This is a genomic window from Aliisedimentitalea sp. MJ-SS2, from assembly GCF_032586155.1.
In the GTDB taxonomy this organism is placed as follows: domain Bacteria; phylum Pseudomonadota; class Alphaproteobacteria; order Rhodobacterales; family Rhodobacteraceae; genus JAWHTC01.
Genome location: NZ_JAWHTC010000003.1, coordinates 298004 through 314793, shown reverse-complemented (window position 1 = coordinate 314793; position 16790 = coordinate 298004). Strand labels below are relative to the sequence as shown.

Annotated in this window: 20 protein-coding genes; 4 read left to right on the top strand and 16 right to left on the bottom strand. The window is 61.2% G+C overall.

Going from position 1 to position 16790, the window contains the following annotated elements:
- Positions 1-11: 11 nt before the first annotated feature.
- A complete protein-coding gene (locus RXV86_RS14120; RefSeq protein ID WP_316300887.1) occupies positions 12-470 on the top strand; it encodes a copper chaperone PCu(A)C in 459 nt (152 codons plus the stop codon).
- 71 nt (positions 471-541) lie between these two features.
- Here the strand turns inward: RXV86_RS14120 and menA are convergent, their stop codons facing one another.
- From menA to RXV86_RS14100, 4 genes are read right to left on the bottom strand one after another with little or no spacing between them, the layout of a single operon-like run.
- Positions 542-1441 carry a 1,4-dihydroxy-2-naphthoate octaprenyltransferase gene (gene menA / locus RXV86_RS14115; RefSeq protein ID WP_316300886.1) on the bottom strand — a complete coding sequence of 300 codons (900 nt, stop codon included), beginning with the start codon at positions 1439-1441 and terminating at the stop codon, positions 542-544.
- A complete protein-coding gene (locus RXV86_RS14110) occupies positions 1438-2217 on the bottom strand; it encodes a ubiquinone/menaquinone biosynthesis methyltransferase (RefSeq protein ID WP_316300885.1) in 780 nt (259 codons plus the stop codon). The genes menA and RXV86_RS14110 overlap by 4 nt, the downstream gene beginning before the upstream one ends.
- Positions 2214-2459: a hypothetical protein gene (locus tag RXV86_RS14105; RefSeq protein ID WP_316300884.1), complete on the bottom strand. Its 246-nt coding sequence runs from the start codon at positions 2457-2459 to the stop codon at positions 2214-2216. The genes RXV86_RS14110 and RXV86_RS14105 overlap by 4 nt, the downstream gene beginning before the upstream one ends.
- Positions 2456-2659, bottom strand: coding sequence for a hypothetical protein (locus tag RXV86_RS14100; RefSeq protein ID WP_316300883.1), 204 nt, complete (start codon positions 2657-2659; stop codon positions 2456-2458). The genes RXV86_RS14105 and RXV86_RS14100 overlap by 4 nt, the downstream gene beginning before the upstream one ends.
- A 163-nt stretch (positions 2660-2822) precedes the next feature.
- On the opposite strand from RXV86_RS14100, the gene RXV86_RS14095 reads away from it, so the two are divergent.
- The gene (locus tag RXV86_RS14095) at positions 2823-3527 is read left to right on the top strand and encodes a Crp/Fnr family transcriptional regulator (RefSeq protein ID WP_316300882.1); all 705 of its coding nucleotides are present in this window, start codon (positions 2823-2825) and stop codon (positions 3525-3527) included.
- A gap of 8 nt (positions 3528-3535) precedes the next feature.
- On the opposite strand, the gene RXV86_RS14090 is transcribed toward RXV86_RS14095, so the two are convergent.
- From RXV86_RS14090 to RXV86_RS14060, 7 genes are all read right to left on the bottom strand, one after another.
- Complete coding sequence (locus RXV86_RS14090; RefSeq protein WP_316300881.1) at positions 3536-3790, bottom strand: nitric oxide reductase F protein; 255 nt, start codon at positions 3788-3790, stop codon at positions 3536-3538.
- Positions 3790-4335: a cytochrome c oxidase subunit 3 family protein gene (locus RXV86_RS14085; protein WP_316300880.1), complete on the bottom strand. Its 546-nt coding sequence runs from the start codon at positions 4333-4335 to the stop codon at positions 3790-3792. The genes RXV86_RS14090 and RXV86_RS14085 overlap by 1 nt, the downstream gene beginning before the upstream one ends.
- Positions 4332-6290 (bottom strand): VWA domain-containing protein, encoded by a 1959-nt coding sequence (locus RXV86_RS14080; RefSeq protein WP_316300879.1) that lies wholly within the window; start codon positions 6288-6290, stop codon positions 4332-4334. The genes RXV86_RS14085 and RXV86_RS14080 overlap by 4 nt, the downstream gene beginning before the upstream one ends.
- Positions 6291-6363: 73 nt before the next feature.
- Positions 6364-7170, bottom strand: coding sequence for a CbbQ/NirQ/NorQ/GpvN family protein (locus tag RXV86_RS14075; RefSeq protein WP_316300878.1), 807 nt, complete (start codon positions 7168-7170; stop codon positions 6364-6366).
- A 1-nt stretch (position 7171) separates the two neighbouring features.
- Entirely contained in the window at positions 7172-8533 is a 1362-nt protein-coding gene (locus RXV86_RS14070; RefSeq protein ID WP_316300877.1) for a cbb3-type cytochrome c oxidase subunit I, read from the bottom strand.
- A gap of 21 nt (positions 8534-8554) precedes the next feature.
- Positions 8555-9007 (bottom strand): cytochrome c, encoded by a 453-nt coding sequence (locus RXV86_RS14065; RefSeq protein ID WP_316300876.1) that lies wholly within the window; start codon positions 9005-9007, stop codon positions 8555-8557.
- A gap of 224 nt (positions 9008-9231) precedes the next feature.
- Positions 9232-11496 carry an adenosylcobalamin-dependent ribonucleoside-diphosphate reductase gene (locus RXV86_RS14060; protein ID WP_316300875.1) on the bottom strand — a complete coding sequence of 755 codons (2265 nt, stop codon included), beginning with the start codon at positions 11494-11496 and terminating at the stop codon, positions 9232-9234.
- A 183-nt stretch (positions 11497-11679) separates the two neighbouring features.
- On the opposite strand from RXV86_RS14060, the gene RXV86_RS14055 reads away from it, so the two are divergent.
- Entirely contained in the window at positions 11680-12114 is a 435-nt protein-coding gene (locus RXV86_RS14055; RefSeq protein WP_316300874.1) for a DUF1489 domain-containing protein, read from the top strand.
- Positions 12115-12132: 18 nt separating this feature from the next.
- Here RXV86_RS14055 and RXV86_RS14050 read toward each other — a convergent pair whose 3' ends face one another.
- The 5 genes from RXV86_RS14050 to RXV86_RS14030 all read right to left on the bottom strand — a co-directional run bounded on the left by RXV86_RS14050 (position 12133) and on the right by RXV86_RS14030 (position 16485).
- The gene (locus tag RXV86_RS14050; RefSeq protein WP_316300873.1) at positions 12133-12723 is read right to left on the bottom strand and encodes a peroxidase-related enzyme; all 591 of its coding nucleotides are present in this window, start codon (positions 12721-12723) and stop codon (positions 12133-12135) included.
- Between the two features lie 85 nt (positions 12724-12808).
- Positions 12809-13504: an ATP phosphoribosyltransferase gene (gene hisG / locus RXV86_RS14045; RefSeq protein WP_316300872.1), complete on the bottom strand. Its 696-nt coding sequence runs from the start codon at positions 13502-13504 to the stop codon at positions 12809-12811.
- Positions 13501-14604: an ATP phosphoribosyltransferase regulatory subunit gene (locus tag RXV86_RS14040; RefSeq protein WP_316300871.1), complete on the bottom strand. Its 1104-nt coding sequence runs from the start codon at positions 14602-14604 to the stop codon at positions 13501-13503. Before RXV86_RS14040 ends, hisG begins: the two co-directional genes overlap by 4 nt.
- Positions 14604-16079, bottom strand: coding sequence for a histidine--tRNA ligase (gene hisS / locus RXV86_RS14035; protein ID WP_316300870.1), 1476 nt, complete (start codon positions 16077-16079; stop codon positions 14604-14606). The genes RXV86_RS14040 and hisS overlap by 1 nt, the downstream gene beginning before the upstream one ends.
- An 85-nt stretch (positions 16080-16164) precedes the next feature.
- Positions 16165-16485, bottom strand: a complete 321-nt coding sequence (locus RXV86_RS14030) for a hypothetical protein (protein ID WP_316300869.1) — start codon at positions 16483-16485, stop codon at positions 16165-16167.
- A gap of 86 nt (positions 16486-16571) precedes the next feature.
- Here RXV86_RS14030 and RXV86_RS14025 point away from each other — a divergent pair, with 86 nt between their 5' ends.
- Complete coding sequence (locus RXV86_RS14025; RefSeq protein ID WP_316300868.1) at positions 16572-16787, top strand: SlyX family protein; 216 nt, start codon at positions 16572-16574, stop codon at positions 16785-16787.
- Positions 16788-16790: the final 3 nt, after the last annotated feature.

The following is a 16790-nucleotide window of genomic DNA, read 5'->3' as shown; positions in this document are numbered from 1 at the left end:
TAGTTAAAAGAATGAAACGCAGGGTTTTTCTCGGGGTTGCACTGGTGTCCATGGCGATGACCGGCCTGCCCGCGACCGCGGGCGACGTGACAACCGACTCGCTTGAGATTTCCGGGGCGTTCTCGCGTGCTTCTCCCAAAATGGCCAAGGCCGGCGCCGGGTTCATGACCATTCGGTCGCTTGGCCCGGCAGATACGCTACTGGGATTCAAGTCACCCGCCTGCGAACGGCCCGAACTGCACACCCATATCAAGGGCGAGGGCGGCATCATGATGATGCGCAAAGTCGAAGCCATCGACATTCCCGCTGGCGGTGAAGCTGTTTTGCAGCCCGGCAGCCTGCACCTGATGTTCATCAAGCTCACGGAACAACTGGTCGAAGGTCAGGAGATCGAGGCAACCTTGATTTTCGAGAAGGCCGGCGAGGTGAAAGTCACCCTGCCCGTCAAGGGACCTGGTGCCATGAAATAACCCATCAAGCGTGGTACGGAAGCTACGGGCCGTGCCGTTTCCCTACGCTTGACCTGGGCGGTGCGTTCACATCAGAGCGCGCCGCCTGCAATCCCCAGAAGAAGCAGGACCTGAAACGCCGCCGTACCCGGGATCAACCGGTTCAGCGCCGGTGATATGTCTAGCCGCACAATCGCCAGACAAAGCGCAATACCCAGCGCAGCAGCCGGCAACAGCGCCATCGCCACACCACCCGCGAACGCGATAGCTCCGATCCAGGCAGCAAGCAGAAATAGCCCATAAAGCCCTTTCGACGCACCCTGCCCCAGCAGGATGGCCAAGGTCCGCCGCCCGGCGCGCGCATCCGACACCCGGTCTCGGTGGTTGTTCAGCAGCAGAACCGCCGCCGCAGGCAATCCGGTAATCGTTCCCAAAACCAAGGCCGCACCGCCAACTGCGTGGCCTTGAAGATAGACTGTGCCGGCCACAGCAACGACACCGAAAAAGGCAATTACGAGCAACTCGCCCAATGCCGTGCCGGACAAGGGGCGCGGCCCCATCGAATAGAAAAAACCAAGTGCCAGAGACACCAGCCCGATCGCCACGATCGGCCAACCGCCCAGCGCCGTCAGGTAAAGCCCCAGAAGCACGGCGATGACAAAGGTGCCCGCCGCCGCGCGGCGCACCTGTCCGCCATCCAGCAGGCCCAGCGAGGTCAGCCGCGGCGGGCCCAGCCGCTCGGGGCCGTCCACGCCGCTTTTGGCGTCAGCCGCATCGTTCCACAGGTTGGTGCCGATCTGGATCGCCGCCGCTGCGCCCATTGCTGCAAGCATCACATCCACACGCCAATGACCCATATGGGCGGCCAACCAACTGCCCGCGCCCACCGGCGCCAGCGACAGGCCCAGCGTCTTGACCCGCGCCGCGATGACCCACAACAGCGGTTTGGGCAGAGCTTCCAATTGCGCTACCATTGCCGCCTGCGTTGTCATTTCTGCACCTCCGCCACGTGCAACATCGCCACGCCGAACATGAAAGGCCGGGTTTCGGTCACCTGAAAACCGGCGCCTTCCAGCGCGCGGGTGATGTCGCCCGCCGCCGGAAACCGGCGAATCGATTCGACAAGATAGCTGTAGGCGCCCCGGTCGCGTGCCACCAAGGCACCCAGCGCCGGAATGATCCAGCGGGAGTGAATGCCGTAAAAGGGGGCAAACCATGCCGCCGGTTTCGAGAATTCCAGCAGAACAAGACTGCCACCGGATTTCAATACCCGTGCACATTCCGTCAGCGCCTCGGTGGGCCGGGTCATGTTGCGCAACCCGAAGGCAAGCGTGATCCTGGCGACGCTGTCCGTTTTCAGCGGCAGGGCCTCGGCCTCGGCATGCATGTATTCCAGCCCGTCGCCACCGCGCGCGCGCGCCTGATCCAGCATGCCAGCACTGGCATCGGCCACGATCACCTGCCGCATCGGACGCGCCGCCTTGATCGCCAAAGCAAGATCGCCGGTACCGCCGGCCAGATCGACCAGCGGACCATCTGTACCATCAAATTGCCGCAGCGCCATACGAACGGTCGCAGCCTTCCACAGCCGATGCAGACCAAAGCTCATCAGGTCGTTCATCAGGTCGTAGCGGGGCGCGATCCGGTCAAACAGAGTGTTGACCTCGTGACGGCGCTCATCCTCTGCAACTCGTTGATTTCCAAAGGTTGTGTTCAACGCGTCAAGCTCGGTTTCGCGGGACTGGGCCGTGGATTTCGCAGGCGTCATGGGCTGTCCTCGGCCTTGTCGATCATGCCGCGCAGCCAGCGCCCGCCGATCCAGGCCAGCGGGACGCCCAGAAAGACCCCCCCGATGGTGGATTCCATGGTCGACAGCGCCCGAAACCCAAACTCCTGCCACATAAGCGACAGGAAAAACAGGTTCACGAACGCGGCCCCCGCCGCAAAGGGATAGGACACGACCGACAGGGCCCAAACGGGCCAACGGCCGTCTTTGTGGTCGTTGGTCATCGCTTGCGGAACACCGATTTCTGCACGGCAAAGAGTGCCAGAACCATGGCGATCACAGCACCGGCGAGCCAGTAGGTCGCCCCGCCCACGGCGTGGGAGTGGCCATCCATCATCGCCTCACGCAGAGGTGTCAGATCATGGTGCGCCAGCGCGGGTCCAGCCAGCATCGTTGCCGCAGCAACAGTTGCGAATTTCTTCATTGCACTTCTCCTGTCCTGATTGCGCCAGCATAGATGCAAGCCCCCTGCATGGGCTTGATATTGATCAAACCGGCGCGTTACGTCACTGTGGATTCATCGAAATTCGCTTGTAGCCGGGTGTCGGATTGCCGTAATCCGAGGTGAAACAGCAGGGGTATGAGGTGTGCTGAGCGATTCTGAACTGCAAATGGCCAAGCGGTCGGTGCTGTTTTCGCACGTACCCGACGGCATGCTGGCAGAACTCCTGAAGGACAGCCACAAGCGCAACGTCGCGCGTGGCGCAACGCTGTTTGTACAAGGCGACCCCGCCAACCACATGTATGTCGTTTTGTCCGGCTGTGTGAAACTTGTCCGCATTACGCCCGGCGGTGAAGAGGTTGTCGTGGCGGTTTATTCCGAGGGCGCCAGCTTTGGCGAGGCGGTTGCCCTGAAGGGCGGGACCTATCCGGTTACGGTCGATGCCGTGCAGGACAGCCTGCTGTTGCAGGTCGAAAGCCGCGTCGTCTTCGACACGTTGCGCAGCGATCCGGATCTTGCCCTGTCGATGCTGTCCTCGACCTTCAACCATCTGCACGAGCTGGTGATGGAGATCGAAAGCCTCAAGGCCCTGTCGGGCGCACAACGGCTGGCGACTTTCCTGATCTCGCTTGCCCCGGTCGAGGAAGGTCCGTGCTCGCTGGTGCTGCCCTATGACAAGGTGTTGATCGCCAAGCGCCTGGGCATGAAACCCGAAAGCCTGTCGCGCAGCTTTGCCAACCTGCGCAAACAGGGCGTGTCAGTAAAACGCCACGCAGTGCAGGTCTCGGATATCGGGCAGTTGAAAAGCTTTGTCGAAGATGACGAGCCGATGCCCGGGCGGGCCAGCTAAGCCCGACGCTACGCAATGGCGTAAAGCACGAACGCCAAGGTTACGAACCCCGCGAGAAATGTCGTGAACCCGCCGCGAAACCCGGGCGCTTGCGACAGGCAAAGGTAATCCATCAGAATTACCCGTGCCTTTAGGGCCGACAGGACCAGCACCATTGCCACAAACGCCATCCCGGCATTGGGCACGAATTGCGCCAGTAGCGTGGTGCCCAACGACAGGCCAACGAGCAGAATCCAAGCGCGGTTCAGTTGCGACGTATTCATCAGCGCACCAGATAGATGATGGGGAACAGCAGGACCCAGACCAGATCAACCATGTGCCAGAACATGGCGCCGCCTTCGAGATTGCGCTCGCTGGGCCAACGCATCAGCAGGGCAAAGATCACCAACCCGGCAAAGACATGCATGGCGTGGAACCCGGTCAGCAGGTAGTAGAAAGTGAAGAAATCGCTGGTCTCGATGCCGATCCCGTGGCGGGCCTTTTCCGCATATTCATACCATTTTACCACCAGGAACACGGCACCAAGCGCCATGGCGCCCGAAAGCCAGGCGCGAAAATGCTGCGCGGTATGCACCGCGCGCGCTGCGCAATAGCCGGACGTGACCAGAACGATGGTGTTCACCGCCCCCGCCACCCGGTTCAGGTTGTCCTGATCGGCAGCAAACCCCACCGGGTCCATCGCCCGCACCCCCAAAAACGCCAGAAGCCCGGCACCGAACACCAGAAGTTCGGACACGATCAGAACCCAGATCATCAGGTCCCCGGGCAGTTCATCCAGCACATGTGGTTGGTCGGGTGTATCGCTCATGCCCCACCGGTAATGTGCCGATATATCTCCGGCAACGCGGCCGTTAGTCTGTTGGCATCGGGCACGATCGAAAACCCGTCAGTGCCGAATATCCGGTTTACCCAGCCTTGCCCGTTCTGATCGACAACGACGCCATGCACGGCCTGACCTTTGCGCCGTGCTTCACGCACGGCCATACGCGTGTCTTCGATCCCGTGGCGGCCCTCATAATGGTCCAGGTCATTGGGTTTGCCGTCAGTGATGACCAACAGCAGGCGCCGTGAATTGGGCCGTTCCTCCAAATTGGCAGAGACATGCCGGATCGCCGCGCCGAGCCGGGTATAAAAAGTCGGGCTGATACCGCCGATCCGGGCTTCGACATGGGCGTTCATCTTCTCATCGAAATCCTTGCAACTGCGGACATAGACCCGGTTGCGTTTCAGCGATGAAAACGTGTCGATTGAAAAATCGTCGCCGCAGGCATCAAGTCCCCAGGCCAGCGCGGCCAGCGCCTCGCGCTCAACGTCGATCACCATTCGGTCGCCAATCGCGCTCTCGGTGCTGCGGCTGGTGTCCATCAGCACGGAAATTGCCAGGTCCCGATCTTGAGTCCGCGCAGCGCGATAGACCCGGTCCGACCCATGGCCGGTTGCACGCAGCTCGACCTGCGAGGCGATTACCGCCTCCAAGTCCAACTCGTCGCCTTCCAACTGCCGCGGCAGGATCACCCGTTTCGGGCGCAGCGCCTCGAACTGCCGTTTCACCGCGCGGATGCGCCGTTGCGCCGCCGGATCGGTGGCAAACTCCGGCGCCTCGTCAATCTCGTCGGCCACGCTGTAAAGCACCCGGCAATGATCGGGGATGTATGTGCCTTGTCGGTGGTCCCATTCGGGATACATGTGCTTGCCCGACAGGCGTTCGCGGTCGGCGTCCTCGGGCGACAGGTCTAGGCTGAACTTGAGTCGCGTCGCCGTCTTTTTCGACACCTGCCCCAGCGCCAGTTCGTCCTGGTCCTCGGCCGCACGCTTGGCGGTGTCCTCGTCGTCATCCTCGACACGACGGTTCATGTTCAGGCTTTCGACCCAGCTGAAAATCGCCTCGAACTTGTGCAGGATCAGGCTGTCGCGGCGCTCGGCCAGGTCGCTTTCGCTGCGCCGCGCCTTCTTTGTGGTGCCTTCTCCCTCTTCACCTTCGCCACTGCCCTCCTCTTCGGCCTCGGGCAAGCGTTCGAACTGCGAACGCGCCGCCAGGGCGCGAATGTCCGGCCACATCGGCACGGGACGATAGGGACGGTATTTTCCGGGCGCGACAAAACCAGACAAATCGCTGCCCGGCCGGCGGATTGCCATCAGCATATCCCTGGCCAAAGCGCTATCCGGTTCGGGGCCACCCAGCAGATGATCAATCGCCGCCTCCATCGCCGCCTCGTATGTGGGCAGACGCGGGGCTTCGGGGCGGGTGGCGCGGCAGGCGCCCAGCAAGGTCTCGTAGAACCCTCTCAGACCGGGACAATCGGCAAGGGTTGCCCGGGTCATCCGCGCCGCAGATTGCAGCGATCGGATGTCAGCACGCAGTGGATCGGCCTCGTAAACCGGAGTTGGTGCGTGCGCCATCGACGCCACGATCCAAAAGTAAAGCGCGGCATTGGCCTCGCGCGATGGAAATTCGGTGATCCTCTCGGGCAGACGCATCGCCTCGCCGTCGAAACTTGGCCGCACGGCAGTTTCGCGCCATGTTCCCAGCGCCTTGCGGAACGACAGGCGGTGGTGACTGGCCTGCTCTACCGCCGGTTTGATCTCGGCAGCGTGGCTGCCGCCCAGCCCGCGAAAGAACACGCCCAAACGGCCCTGCACGTCGACCAGATCGACGCCGTGCTCCTCGTTGGTATCGGATTCGCCCAACCGGCTGGCATAGCTGTGCCACAACTTGCCGACGGTTTCTTCCGGTTCAAAAATGTCGAATTCGCGCTCGGACATGGGGTGTCCCGTATTGTTCTTGGGCCCGGCAGGGCCCGACCGGGCGGATTACACCGCCCGGTCGCCATTTTGTTCAGCCAAAGACGGCAGTGACCAGGTCCATCAACCCGACCTTGACGTCTTCGTCATCGCTCAAAGGTTCGATCATCGCCGTCAGGATTGCGCGCTCGACCGGCACACCGGCCATGATCAAGGTCGCGCAATAGATCACCAGACGGGTCGAAACCCCTTCTTCCAGGTCCTGACCTTTCAGACCCCGAAGCTTGTGTGCCAGCCGGACAAGGGACGTAGCCCGGCTGGCATCAAGCCCGCTTTCCCGCGTAACGATATCGACTTCTCTATCTTGGGCGGGGAAGTCGAACTCGATCGACAGAAAGCGTTGGCGTGTGGATGGCTTCAGGGTTTTCAGAATGTTCTGATACCCGGGGTTGTACGATGCGACGAGCATGAAGCCGGGGGCGGCCTCGATCTCTTCGCCGGTCTTGTCCAGAGGCAGGATGCGCCGGTCATCGGTCAACGGGTGCAACACCACGGTGACATCCTTACGCGCCTCGACCACCTCGTCGAGATAACAGATCGCACCTTCGCGCACGGCACGGGTTAGTGGCCCATCGACCCAGACGGTCTCGCCACCTTTGAGAAGGAACCGTCCCACCAGATCGCTTGCCGACAGGTCGTCATGGCAGGCCACGGTGTAGAGCGGGCGGCCCAGACGCGCGGCCATGTGGGCCACGAAACGTGTCTTGCCACAGCCCGTCGGGCCTTTGAGCAGCATGGGAAGGTCATTGTTAAACGCGGTTTCGAACAGTTCACATTCGTCCGCGACAGGGGAGTAGAAGGGGGCCGAAGCCCCCTCCCCCTTTTTGTTGAGAGCGGCCATATCAGGCGCCCTCCGCCTCGCCGGCCGCGATAACTTCGCGACGCGGTGCCAGGATCGAGTAGATGAACAAGAGCGCACCGATCACTACGATCGCACCGGAACCCCAGCGCATCACGTAGAACAGTCCAAGCCCGTCTTGCACGCTCATGAAGTCCTCGCCCAGAACCCGCTGCATGTGCGTTTGCACGGTACCAGCAAAGGTCAGTACGAAGGTCATGAAGGCCATACCACCTGTCATCATCCAGAAGCTCACCATATTGAGAACCTGGTTGTAGGGGTCACGCCCCAGCAGGATCGGGAAAGCATAGGTGAAGATAGCAAGGTTCACCGACACGTAAGCGCCGAAGAAGGCAAGGTGGCCGTGGGCTGCGGTGATCTGCGTGCCATGGGTGTAGTAGTTCACACCGTGCAGCGTATGCAGGAAGCCCCAGACACCGGCGCCAAAGAAGGCCACGGTGGTTGCACCCAGCGCCCACAGAAGGGCCGCTTTGTTGGGGTGGTCACGTTTGCCTTTCCACACCATAACGAAGCTGAAGCTCATCATCGCGAAGAACGGGATGACCTCGAGTGACGAGAAGATCGAGCCGATCCACTGCCAGTAACCGGGTGTCCCAATCCAGTAGTAGTGGTGGCCGGTCCCCAGGATCCCCGAGAACAGCGCGGTTGCGACGATGATGTAGAGCCATTTTTCAATGATCTCGCGGTCAACGCCGGTCAGTTTCAGCATCAGGTAGGCGAGGATCGAAGCCATCACCAGTTCCCAGGTGCCTTCCACCCACAGGTGTACGATGTACCACCAGAACATCTTGTCGAGCGACAGGTTGGCCGGGTTGTAGAGCGAGAACAGGAACAGCAGCGCCAGACCCCAGAGGCCCAGAAGCAGCACGTTCGTGATCGCGGTCTTGCGACCCTTCAGAACCGTCATCGTGATGTTGTAGAGGAAAATCAGTGCAGCAACGATGATGCCCAGCTTGACCCAGACTGGTTGTTCGATGAACTCGCGGCCCTCTTTCCCCAGCAGCCAGTTTCCCTGGAACAGGTCGAAGACATAGGTCACCACGACCCCGGCGGTGCCGAGGATCAGGATGATCAGCTGCAGGTAAGCCAGCTTGACCGAGTGGATCTCCCGCTCCGATTCCTCGGGGATCAGGAAGTAAGCCGCCCCGAAGAAGCCCAAGAGCAACCACACCACAAGCGAGTTGGTGTGCAACATACGGATGATGTTGAACGGCAGCAGTTCCGACAGGAAGTTGGGTGAGACGTAAATCCACCCGGCGAGCAGCCCGCCTGATACCTGCACGGCGAATAGGATCATCGCAGTCAGGAAATACCAGTAGGCAATTTTCTGTGTTTCATATTTCATATCGCGTCCTCCTTGACCGCCTTAGCCCGCATCATTCGGCGGCCAGCCCTGGGCGTCGATTTTGTTGACCCACAGGAAGAATTCCGCAAGGTCGCGGATTTCATCGTCGCTCAGATTGAATTGCGGCATCTGACGACGCCCCTCGATACCGGTGGGTTGGGATTCCATCCAACCTTTCAGCGTTTCAAACGCATCTTCCGGGTCTTCTGCCACGTCCCAACGTGCCATCACATTCTGCAGTTCGGGCGCAAAGTAAGCCCCTTCCCCCATCAGAGTGTGGCAGTTGATGCAGGCATGTTTTTCCCACACGTGCTTGCCGCGGGCCACGCTGTCCGTCAATTCGGCGTTCGCGGTGGATACATTCTTGATGTATTGCACCGACTGCGCCGACATGATCAGAAAGATCACAATGAAGAACAACGAGCCGCCGTAAAACACATTGCGGGCCATGGTCTTTGTCATGACTTCACGCATATCGGCCTCCAGCTCAGTTACCGCTTTCAGCCGTAGAGGAGCCAGGCCACACTGGCCTTGATAATTGTTAAGCGGTGAAGTGAATCCAGATCGTGATCGGGGTTCAGACCCGTAAAAGCGACGCGAAAACGCCCCAACACCATACCTTTAAGCAGTTTTAGCGCCCCAAGCGACCGAGACTCTAACGGGGGATTCGCGGCTGAACCTGGGGGAAAACCGAGGGGTCAGCCGCACTTGGAATGGCCGCAGGAACCGCAGGTCATGCAGCCCTCGATCATGCGCATGTCATACTGGCCACAACTGGGACAGGCCGGCCCCTTGGGCGCGCCTTCCATGTTCACCACCTGCGCCTGCGGATCGGATTTGAGCCCCATTCCCTCGCCCTCGATAAACCCGATGGCGATCAGGTGGCGCTCAATCACGCCACCGATGGCCGCCAGGATCGACGGGATGTACTTGCCCTGCATCCAGGCCCCGCCGCGCGGGTCGAACACCGCTTTCAGTTCTTCGACCACGAAGCTCACATCACCGCCACGCCGGAACACGGCACTGATCATCCGGGTCAGCGCCACGGTCCAGGCGAAATGCTCCATGTTCTTCGAGTTGATAAACACCTCGAACGGCCGGCGTCGTCCACCGACCGTGATATCGTTCACCGTCAGGTAAATCGCATGTTCGCTATCTGGCCATTTCAGCTTGTAGGTCGCCCCCTCCAGCGCCTGCGGACGATCCAGCGGTTCGGTCATATACACCACCTCGGCCCCCTGGTCCGCCTCGGGTGCGGCGTCACTCTGTTCACTGACGCTCAGCACCGACCCGGTCACATCATTCGGCCGATAGGTGGTGCAGCCCTTGCAGCCAGTCTCGTAAGCCTGGGCATAGACATTCTTGAAGGCTTCGAAATCAATGTCTTCGGGTACGTTAATCGTCTTTGAAATCGACGAGTCGACCCATTTCTGCGCTGCCGCCTGCATCTTGACGTGATCGCCGGGCGCCAGCGTCTGGGCATTGACGAAATACTCCGGCAACTCCTTGTCACCGAATTTCTCACGCCACAGCGCCACGGCGTAATCCACCACCTCTTCCTCGGTGCGCGAGCCATCTTTCTGCAGCACCTTGCGAGTATAGGCATAGGCAAAGACCGGTTCGATCCCGCTAGAGACGTTCCCGGCATAGAGCGAGATCGTCCCCGTGGGCGCAATCGAGGTCAGAAGCGCGTTACGGATGCCATGTTCGGCAATCTGTGTGCGCAGGTCTTCGTCCATGTGGGTGAGCGATCCGCTTGCAAGATATTTCTCGGCATCAAACAGCGGGAACGCCCCCTTCTCGCGGGCCAGATCGACCGAAGCGCCATAGGCCGCGTGGGCAATTGCCTTGAGCCATTCCTCGGTCTGCGCCGCAGCTTCGTCGCCGCCATAGCGCAGGCCAACCATCAGCAAGGCATCCGCAAGGCCCGTCACCCCCAACCCGATCCGCCGCTTGGCCTGGGCCTCCTGCGCCTGCGCCTCAAGCGGGAAGCGGCTGGCATCGACGGTGTTGTCCATCATCCGCACCGCTGTCGCCACCAGGTCGGTCATTTCCGCCTGGTCCAACTCAGCTGCCTCTTCGAATGGCGCTTTCACCAGCCGCGCCAGGTTGATTGAACCCAACAGGCAAGCGCCATAGGGCGGCAGAGGCTGTTCGCCGCACGGGTTCGTCGCGGCGATATCCTCGCAATAGCTGAGGTTGTTCATCGCGTTGATCCGGTCGATGAAGATCACCCCCGGCTCGGCATAATCATAGGTTGCGCGCATGATCCGGTTCCACAAATCGCGCGCCAGCACGGTGTGATAGATCTTGCCCGTGAAGCGTAGGTCCCACGGGCCGTCGGCCTTGACCGCATCCATGAAATCATCGGTGATCAGCACCGACATGTTGAACATCCTGAGCCGCGCCGCATCCGCCTTGGCGGTGATGAAATCCTCGATGTCCGGATGATCGCAGCGCATTGTCGCCATCATCGCCCCACGACGCGACCCGGCACTCATAATCGTGCGGCACATCGCATCCCACACATCCATGAAGCTGAGCGGCCCGCTGGCATCCGCTGACACGCCCTTCACATCCGCACCCTTGGGTCGGATCGTGCTGAAATCATAGCCGATGCCGCCGCCCTGCTGCATGGTCAGTGCGGCCTCTTTCAGCATGTCGAAAATACCGCCCATACTGTCGGGTATGGTGCCCATCACGAAACAGTTGAACAGCGTCACGTTGCGCGCCGTGCCGGCCCCGGCGGTGATCCGGCCCGCCGGCAGGAATTTGAAATCCTCAAGCGCGTGATAGAAGCGGTCTTCCCAGACCTCGGGTTCCTTCTCGACCTTGGCCAGGGCCCGAGCGATCCGCCGCCAGCTGTCCTCGACGCTGAGGTCCACGGGTGTGCCATCCGCCTGTTTCAGGCGGTATTTCATGTCCCATATCTGTTCGGCGATGGGGGCAGCGAAACGGCTCATGTCAGGGTCCCGTGTTGGAAATTGCAGGGTTTCGTCATTAGCAGGCACCGCAGCGCCGCGAAACATTTAAAGCGGAAGGGCGCACGATTCATTCTTCGCCGTGGCAAACAGGGCGCTTTTGTCAGAGCGCTGGCAGAATCGGCGGAAGGCCTTTACCCTACCACATCTAGGGGGTCAGAACAATTGACGAACAAAATCACGCATCTGATCAAGCTCTCCGTCGGCAGCGAAAGCGTCGAAACGCTGGCCGCATGGCAGGAAACACGCCGTGCCCACTACGATGACGGGTTGCCGCGTCACATCACGCGGATGTGGCCACGCCGCGAGGCACAGATTCTTCGTGGCGGCTCGATCTATTGGGTGATCAAGGGGGCGGTGCAATGCCGTCAACGCATCCTGCGATTCGACGAGGTGATCGGCGAAGACGGCATTCGCCGTTGTGCCTTTGTTCTTGACCCCGAACTCTACCGGGTTGCGCCCGCCCTGAAACGCCCGTTCCAGGGCTGGCGCTATCTCGATCCCGCAGATGCCCCGCCCGACCTGGCCCTTGGACGCGAGAGTGACGACGACATTCCCCCGGATCTCAGCGCCAAGCTGGCCGAGATCGGCGTACTGTAGGCCGAACGCTACTTACCGTCACTCTACGGACCCGGCCCGCGTAGCCATCTGGATCAGCTTCTCGCCATAAAGCCGGTAACTGTCGCGCAACGTGTCTTCGTCCTTGGATGCAATTGTATGGCGCGCTTCGTCACCGCCATAATCGAAGTTCACACCGGTACCCTCGATCAGCCGGTTCATGAAATTGAACATCGCGGTGACTTCGACCGCCTCGACCAATGCCTCCTCGCTCCAGCCGGCAGAAAACACTGCATCGGCATCCGCCTGGACCAGCTTGCTGGGCAGAGTGTTGAGCTTCCTGACATAAGCCAGCAACGGGCGATAGCGATCCTCGATCGGAGCGTTGTCGAAATCATCGACCAGGGCCTGCAACATGTCCTCGTCAACACCGAAAGCACGGGCATAGATGGCATGCGACCCGTAACAGAAATTGCAGGCATTCAGCCCCGAAACGAAAGCGGCAATCAGCTCGCGCTCAGCAAAACTCAGGGCCCCGTCTGCGCGCAAAATGCTGTTGTTCAACGCCATGAGCGGTTCGATGTGGCGTGGGAACCGCAACAAAAGATCGCTCAGATGTGTCGTTTCCGGCAATGAGGGAATAAGCGGCATGTGGACCTCCGAGGCTGACTGACGTCTCAGCCTACCTGCCTCTCGACCAAAGGCAAGGCGGCTTGGCCAAGGTCGCACCCTGAGATCAGCGCGCGCCCAACCGTTCCAGCAGCCCCGCCAGCGCCCTCCGCTCCGCGTTGTCACATTCGACCATCCGCGACCGGAACAGCGTCGCCTGGGATTTCAGCACCAACCCGTCTTTCAGAATCTTCAGGTGGTTGGCCCGAAGCGTGTCCCCGGTCGAGGTGATATCGGCCACCGCCTCGGCGGTTTCGTTCTTCACCGTGCCCTCGGTGGCACCCTGGCTGTCGACCAGCTGGTAATCAGCCACGCCATGATCGCGCAGGAACTCGCGCACCAGCCGGTGATACTTGGTGGCAATCCGCAGCCGGAAACCGTGTTCGGTTCGAAACGCCGCTGCCGCCGCATCCAGATCGTCCAGCAGGTCGACATCGATCCAGAAAGCGGGCACCGCGATGATCAGGTCCGCATGGCCAAAGCCCAGCGGCGCCAGCTCTTCAACCTGGCGTTCCCAGCCGCCCAGTTTCTCGCGGATCAGGTCGGTACCGGTCACGCCCAGATGGATGCGCCCAGCCGCCAGCTCGCGGGGGATTTCCCCGGCCGACAGAAGCACCAATTCGATCCCGTCCACTCCTTCGACGGCCCCAGAGTACTCGCGATCCGATCCGGTCCGGCTCAGCACCACGCCGCGCTCGCCGAACCAATCAAAGGTCTTCTCCATCAACCGGCCCTTCGAGGGCACACCGAGCTTGATACTCATGCCCCGTCTCCTTTGGCCAGTTCCTCCGACAGTTCCAGCATCAGCCCCGGGCGCACCACGCCGCCCACTGCCGGGATCTCGTCACCCTGGCCCAATCGTCGGGTCAGCGCGTCATAGCGCCCGCCACTGGCCACTGCCGGTAAATCAGGGCGGCCCACGGCATAGAAGCCAAAGACAAACCCGTCGTAATACTCCATGTGGCTGCGCCCGTACGAGGCCTCGAATTCGAGCTTGTCCACATCAACGCCCCGCACCGCCATCGCATCGGCTCGGTCGGCCAGCCGTTCAACCGCCGTCGAAATCGCCGGCATGTCGACCGCAATGTCGCGCAGTCGCTCCACCGCATTGGGAACCGTCTGGCGCACCGACAGGATCGCCTCCATCAGCTCGACTTCGGCCTTGGAAATCGGCGCGGCGACGGCATCTTCATGTAGCGCGGTGATCCGCTTGCCGATCTCGTCGCGTGTCCGCAGTCCGATGGCCGGTGGCAGGTTCTCCAACGGCTCCAATGCGGCCAGCAGCGCTTGACGCGTCGGCGGTACTTCAACGCGCCCCGAGAACCGCTCGATCAGCGCCCGGAACCGTTTGGGCCGCCAGATATGGCGCATCAGAGCCTCCTTGCGGCGGTCGGTCGTGTGGAGTCCAGCTACGGCAGCGGTAAGGATGCCGATATCGCCACTGGCCGCCCGCACCGGCAGGCCCTTGAGCGTGCCTTCGATCAGGGCAAACACCTCGGCATCCGCCGCCGCCGGGTTGTCGCGGTCGAAAATCTCGTAGCCGACCTGCAGGTATTCATTGGCCCTTGCCGCATCGTCTTCCTGACGGCGGAACACCTCGCCTGCATAGGTATAGCGCGCCGGTTCGGCGCCGTGGTCCATATGCATTTGCACCACCGGCACGGTGAAATCGGGACGTAACATCTGCTCACCGCGCAGCGCATCCGAGGTCACATAGGCCCGCGCCCGGATATCCTCGCCATATAGGTCCAGCAGCGTCTCGGCAGGCAGCAGGATTGCCGCCTCAACCGCTTGTGCGCCTTCAGCCTCAAAGAGCGCCTTGAGGCGCGCCGCCTCGGCCCGTTTTGCCGCACGAATGGGCATCAGTCGTCCTGCCCGTCCAGAATCTCACGCACCTTGGCCACAAGGTCTGTGCGCGCCACTTCAAACTGGCTGGGGCGCTCTTTCCACTCTTCCAACGTCGCGTTCTCGGCAATCTTCGCACCCAGGATCAGGTCCTTGATCTGCACCTTGCCGGCGTCGAACTCGTCGCTGCCTGCAATAATCGCCACTGGGCTTTCGCGTTTGTCCGCGTATTTCAGCTGGTTGCCAAAATTCTTCGGATTGCCCAGGTAAACCTCGGCGCGGATGCCTGCTTGGCGCAGCTCGCCCACCATGGCCTGATAGTCGGCCATCCGGTCGCGGTCCATTACGGTCACGACCACCGGGCCTTGTGCATGGCTCTTGATCCGACCCTTTTCGCGCAGCGCCGCGAGCAGGCGGTCAACACCGATGGAAACACCCGTCGCAGGCACAGCTTGTCCCGTAAAACGCTTGACCAGATCGTCGTAACGGCCACCGCCAGCGACCGATCCAAACTGCCGCTTGCGACCCTTGTCATCGAGGATTTCAAAGGTCAGCTCGGCCTCGTAGACCGGCCCAGTGTAATAGCCCAGACCGCGTACGACCGACGGGTCGATCACGATCCGGTCCGGGCCATAGCCCTGCGCGGCCAGCAGTGCACCGATCTGTTCCAGCTCGGCCACGCCCTCGGCGCCAATGCTGCTTTCACCAATCGCGGCGCGCAGATTGCTCAGAGTCTCTTCGTTGCTCTCGCCCTTTGAGGTCAGAAACGCAATCACCGGCTCGGCCTGTTCCTCGGCCAGTCCTACGCCGTCGATATAAGCCCCGGAGGCATCCAGCCGCCCCTTGCCCAACAGCTCGCGCACCCCGGCCTCGCCCACTTTGTCGAACTTGTCGATGGTGCGCAGAACCGCAGCCGATTGCACCTCATCGGTAACGCCCATAGCCTCCAACACGCCATTCAGGACCTTCCGATTGTTCACCCGGACAATGTAATCCCCACGGGGAATACCCACGGTTTCAAGACAATCGCTCAAGAGCGCGCAAATCTCGGCATCTGCTGCCACGCTGGCCGCGCCCACGGTGTCGGCATCGCATTGATAGAACTGGCGATAGCGCCCCGGACCGGGCTTTTCGTTGCGCCACACCGGCCCCATCGCATAGCGGCGATAAGGCGTCGGCAGGTCATTGCGGTGCTGGGCATAGACCCGTGCCAGTGGCGCCGTCAGGTCATAGCGCAGCGCCACCCAACCACTCTCATCCTCTTCCCAGGCGAACACACCCTCGTTGGGCCGGTCGACATCGGGCAGGTACTTGCCCAGCGCCTCGACTGTCTCGACGGCCGACGATTCCAGCGCGTCGAACCCATAGGCATGATAGACCCCGGCGATCTTTGCCAGCATCTCGGCGCGCTCGGTCACGTCCGACCCGAAATAATCGCGGAACCCCTTGGGCGTGATCGCCTTGGGGCGCGGGGTTTTTTTCTGCTTGGCCATGGGGCTCTTCCTTGCCTTTATGCTTGGCGCAAGCCTCTAACGGATGGGGGCCGCAGGGGCAAGGCAGGGCCCGGTCATTGAAGGCTTAACTTGTCGCCGAGCAGATGTATTTCTCGTAAACCCAGCCCTTGGGGCCCTCGTAGGACCAGTCCATTACGTCGCTTTGCACGATCACCTCGCGCCAGCCCTTGGTCCCCACAGGTTCCAGCGAGATCATGAAGGTCCCCGGCCCCAATTTGAGCAACATCTCGCATTTCGATGACCCACAGGCGCGCAGGGCCAGAAAATTGTCGCCATTCGGATCCAGCCCACAGGTGACATATTGCTCGCCGTCATAGGCTTGGACCCCACTGGCAAGGCCGATAGCGGCAGCTGCGATCAGGGCAATGTTTGACGATCCGGACATCATGGCCTCCTTCTTCTGCTGCAGTTCTACGCCGTGTGCGCGACGGAGCTATTGACCCAGATCAGAATTCCTCTATCGCTTACGCCATGTCATCCGATGATCGCACCCAGCTTGAAGAGGCCATTGCCCACCTGACCCGCGTCACCGAGGAACTCTCGGACGTGATCGCGCGCCAAGAGGGCGAGATTGCCGTTCTGAAACGCCGGGTCGAGATGCTGATGCGCCGCGAAGGCGAGCGAGAGGCCGCCGGCGGCAGCTCTCACGTCTTTGCCGGCGACGAACCCCCGCCACCGCATTACTGAACC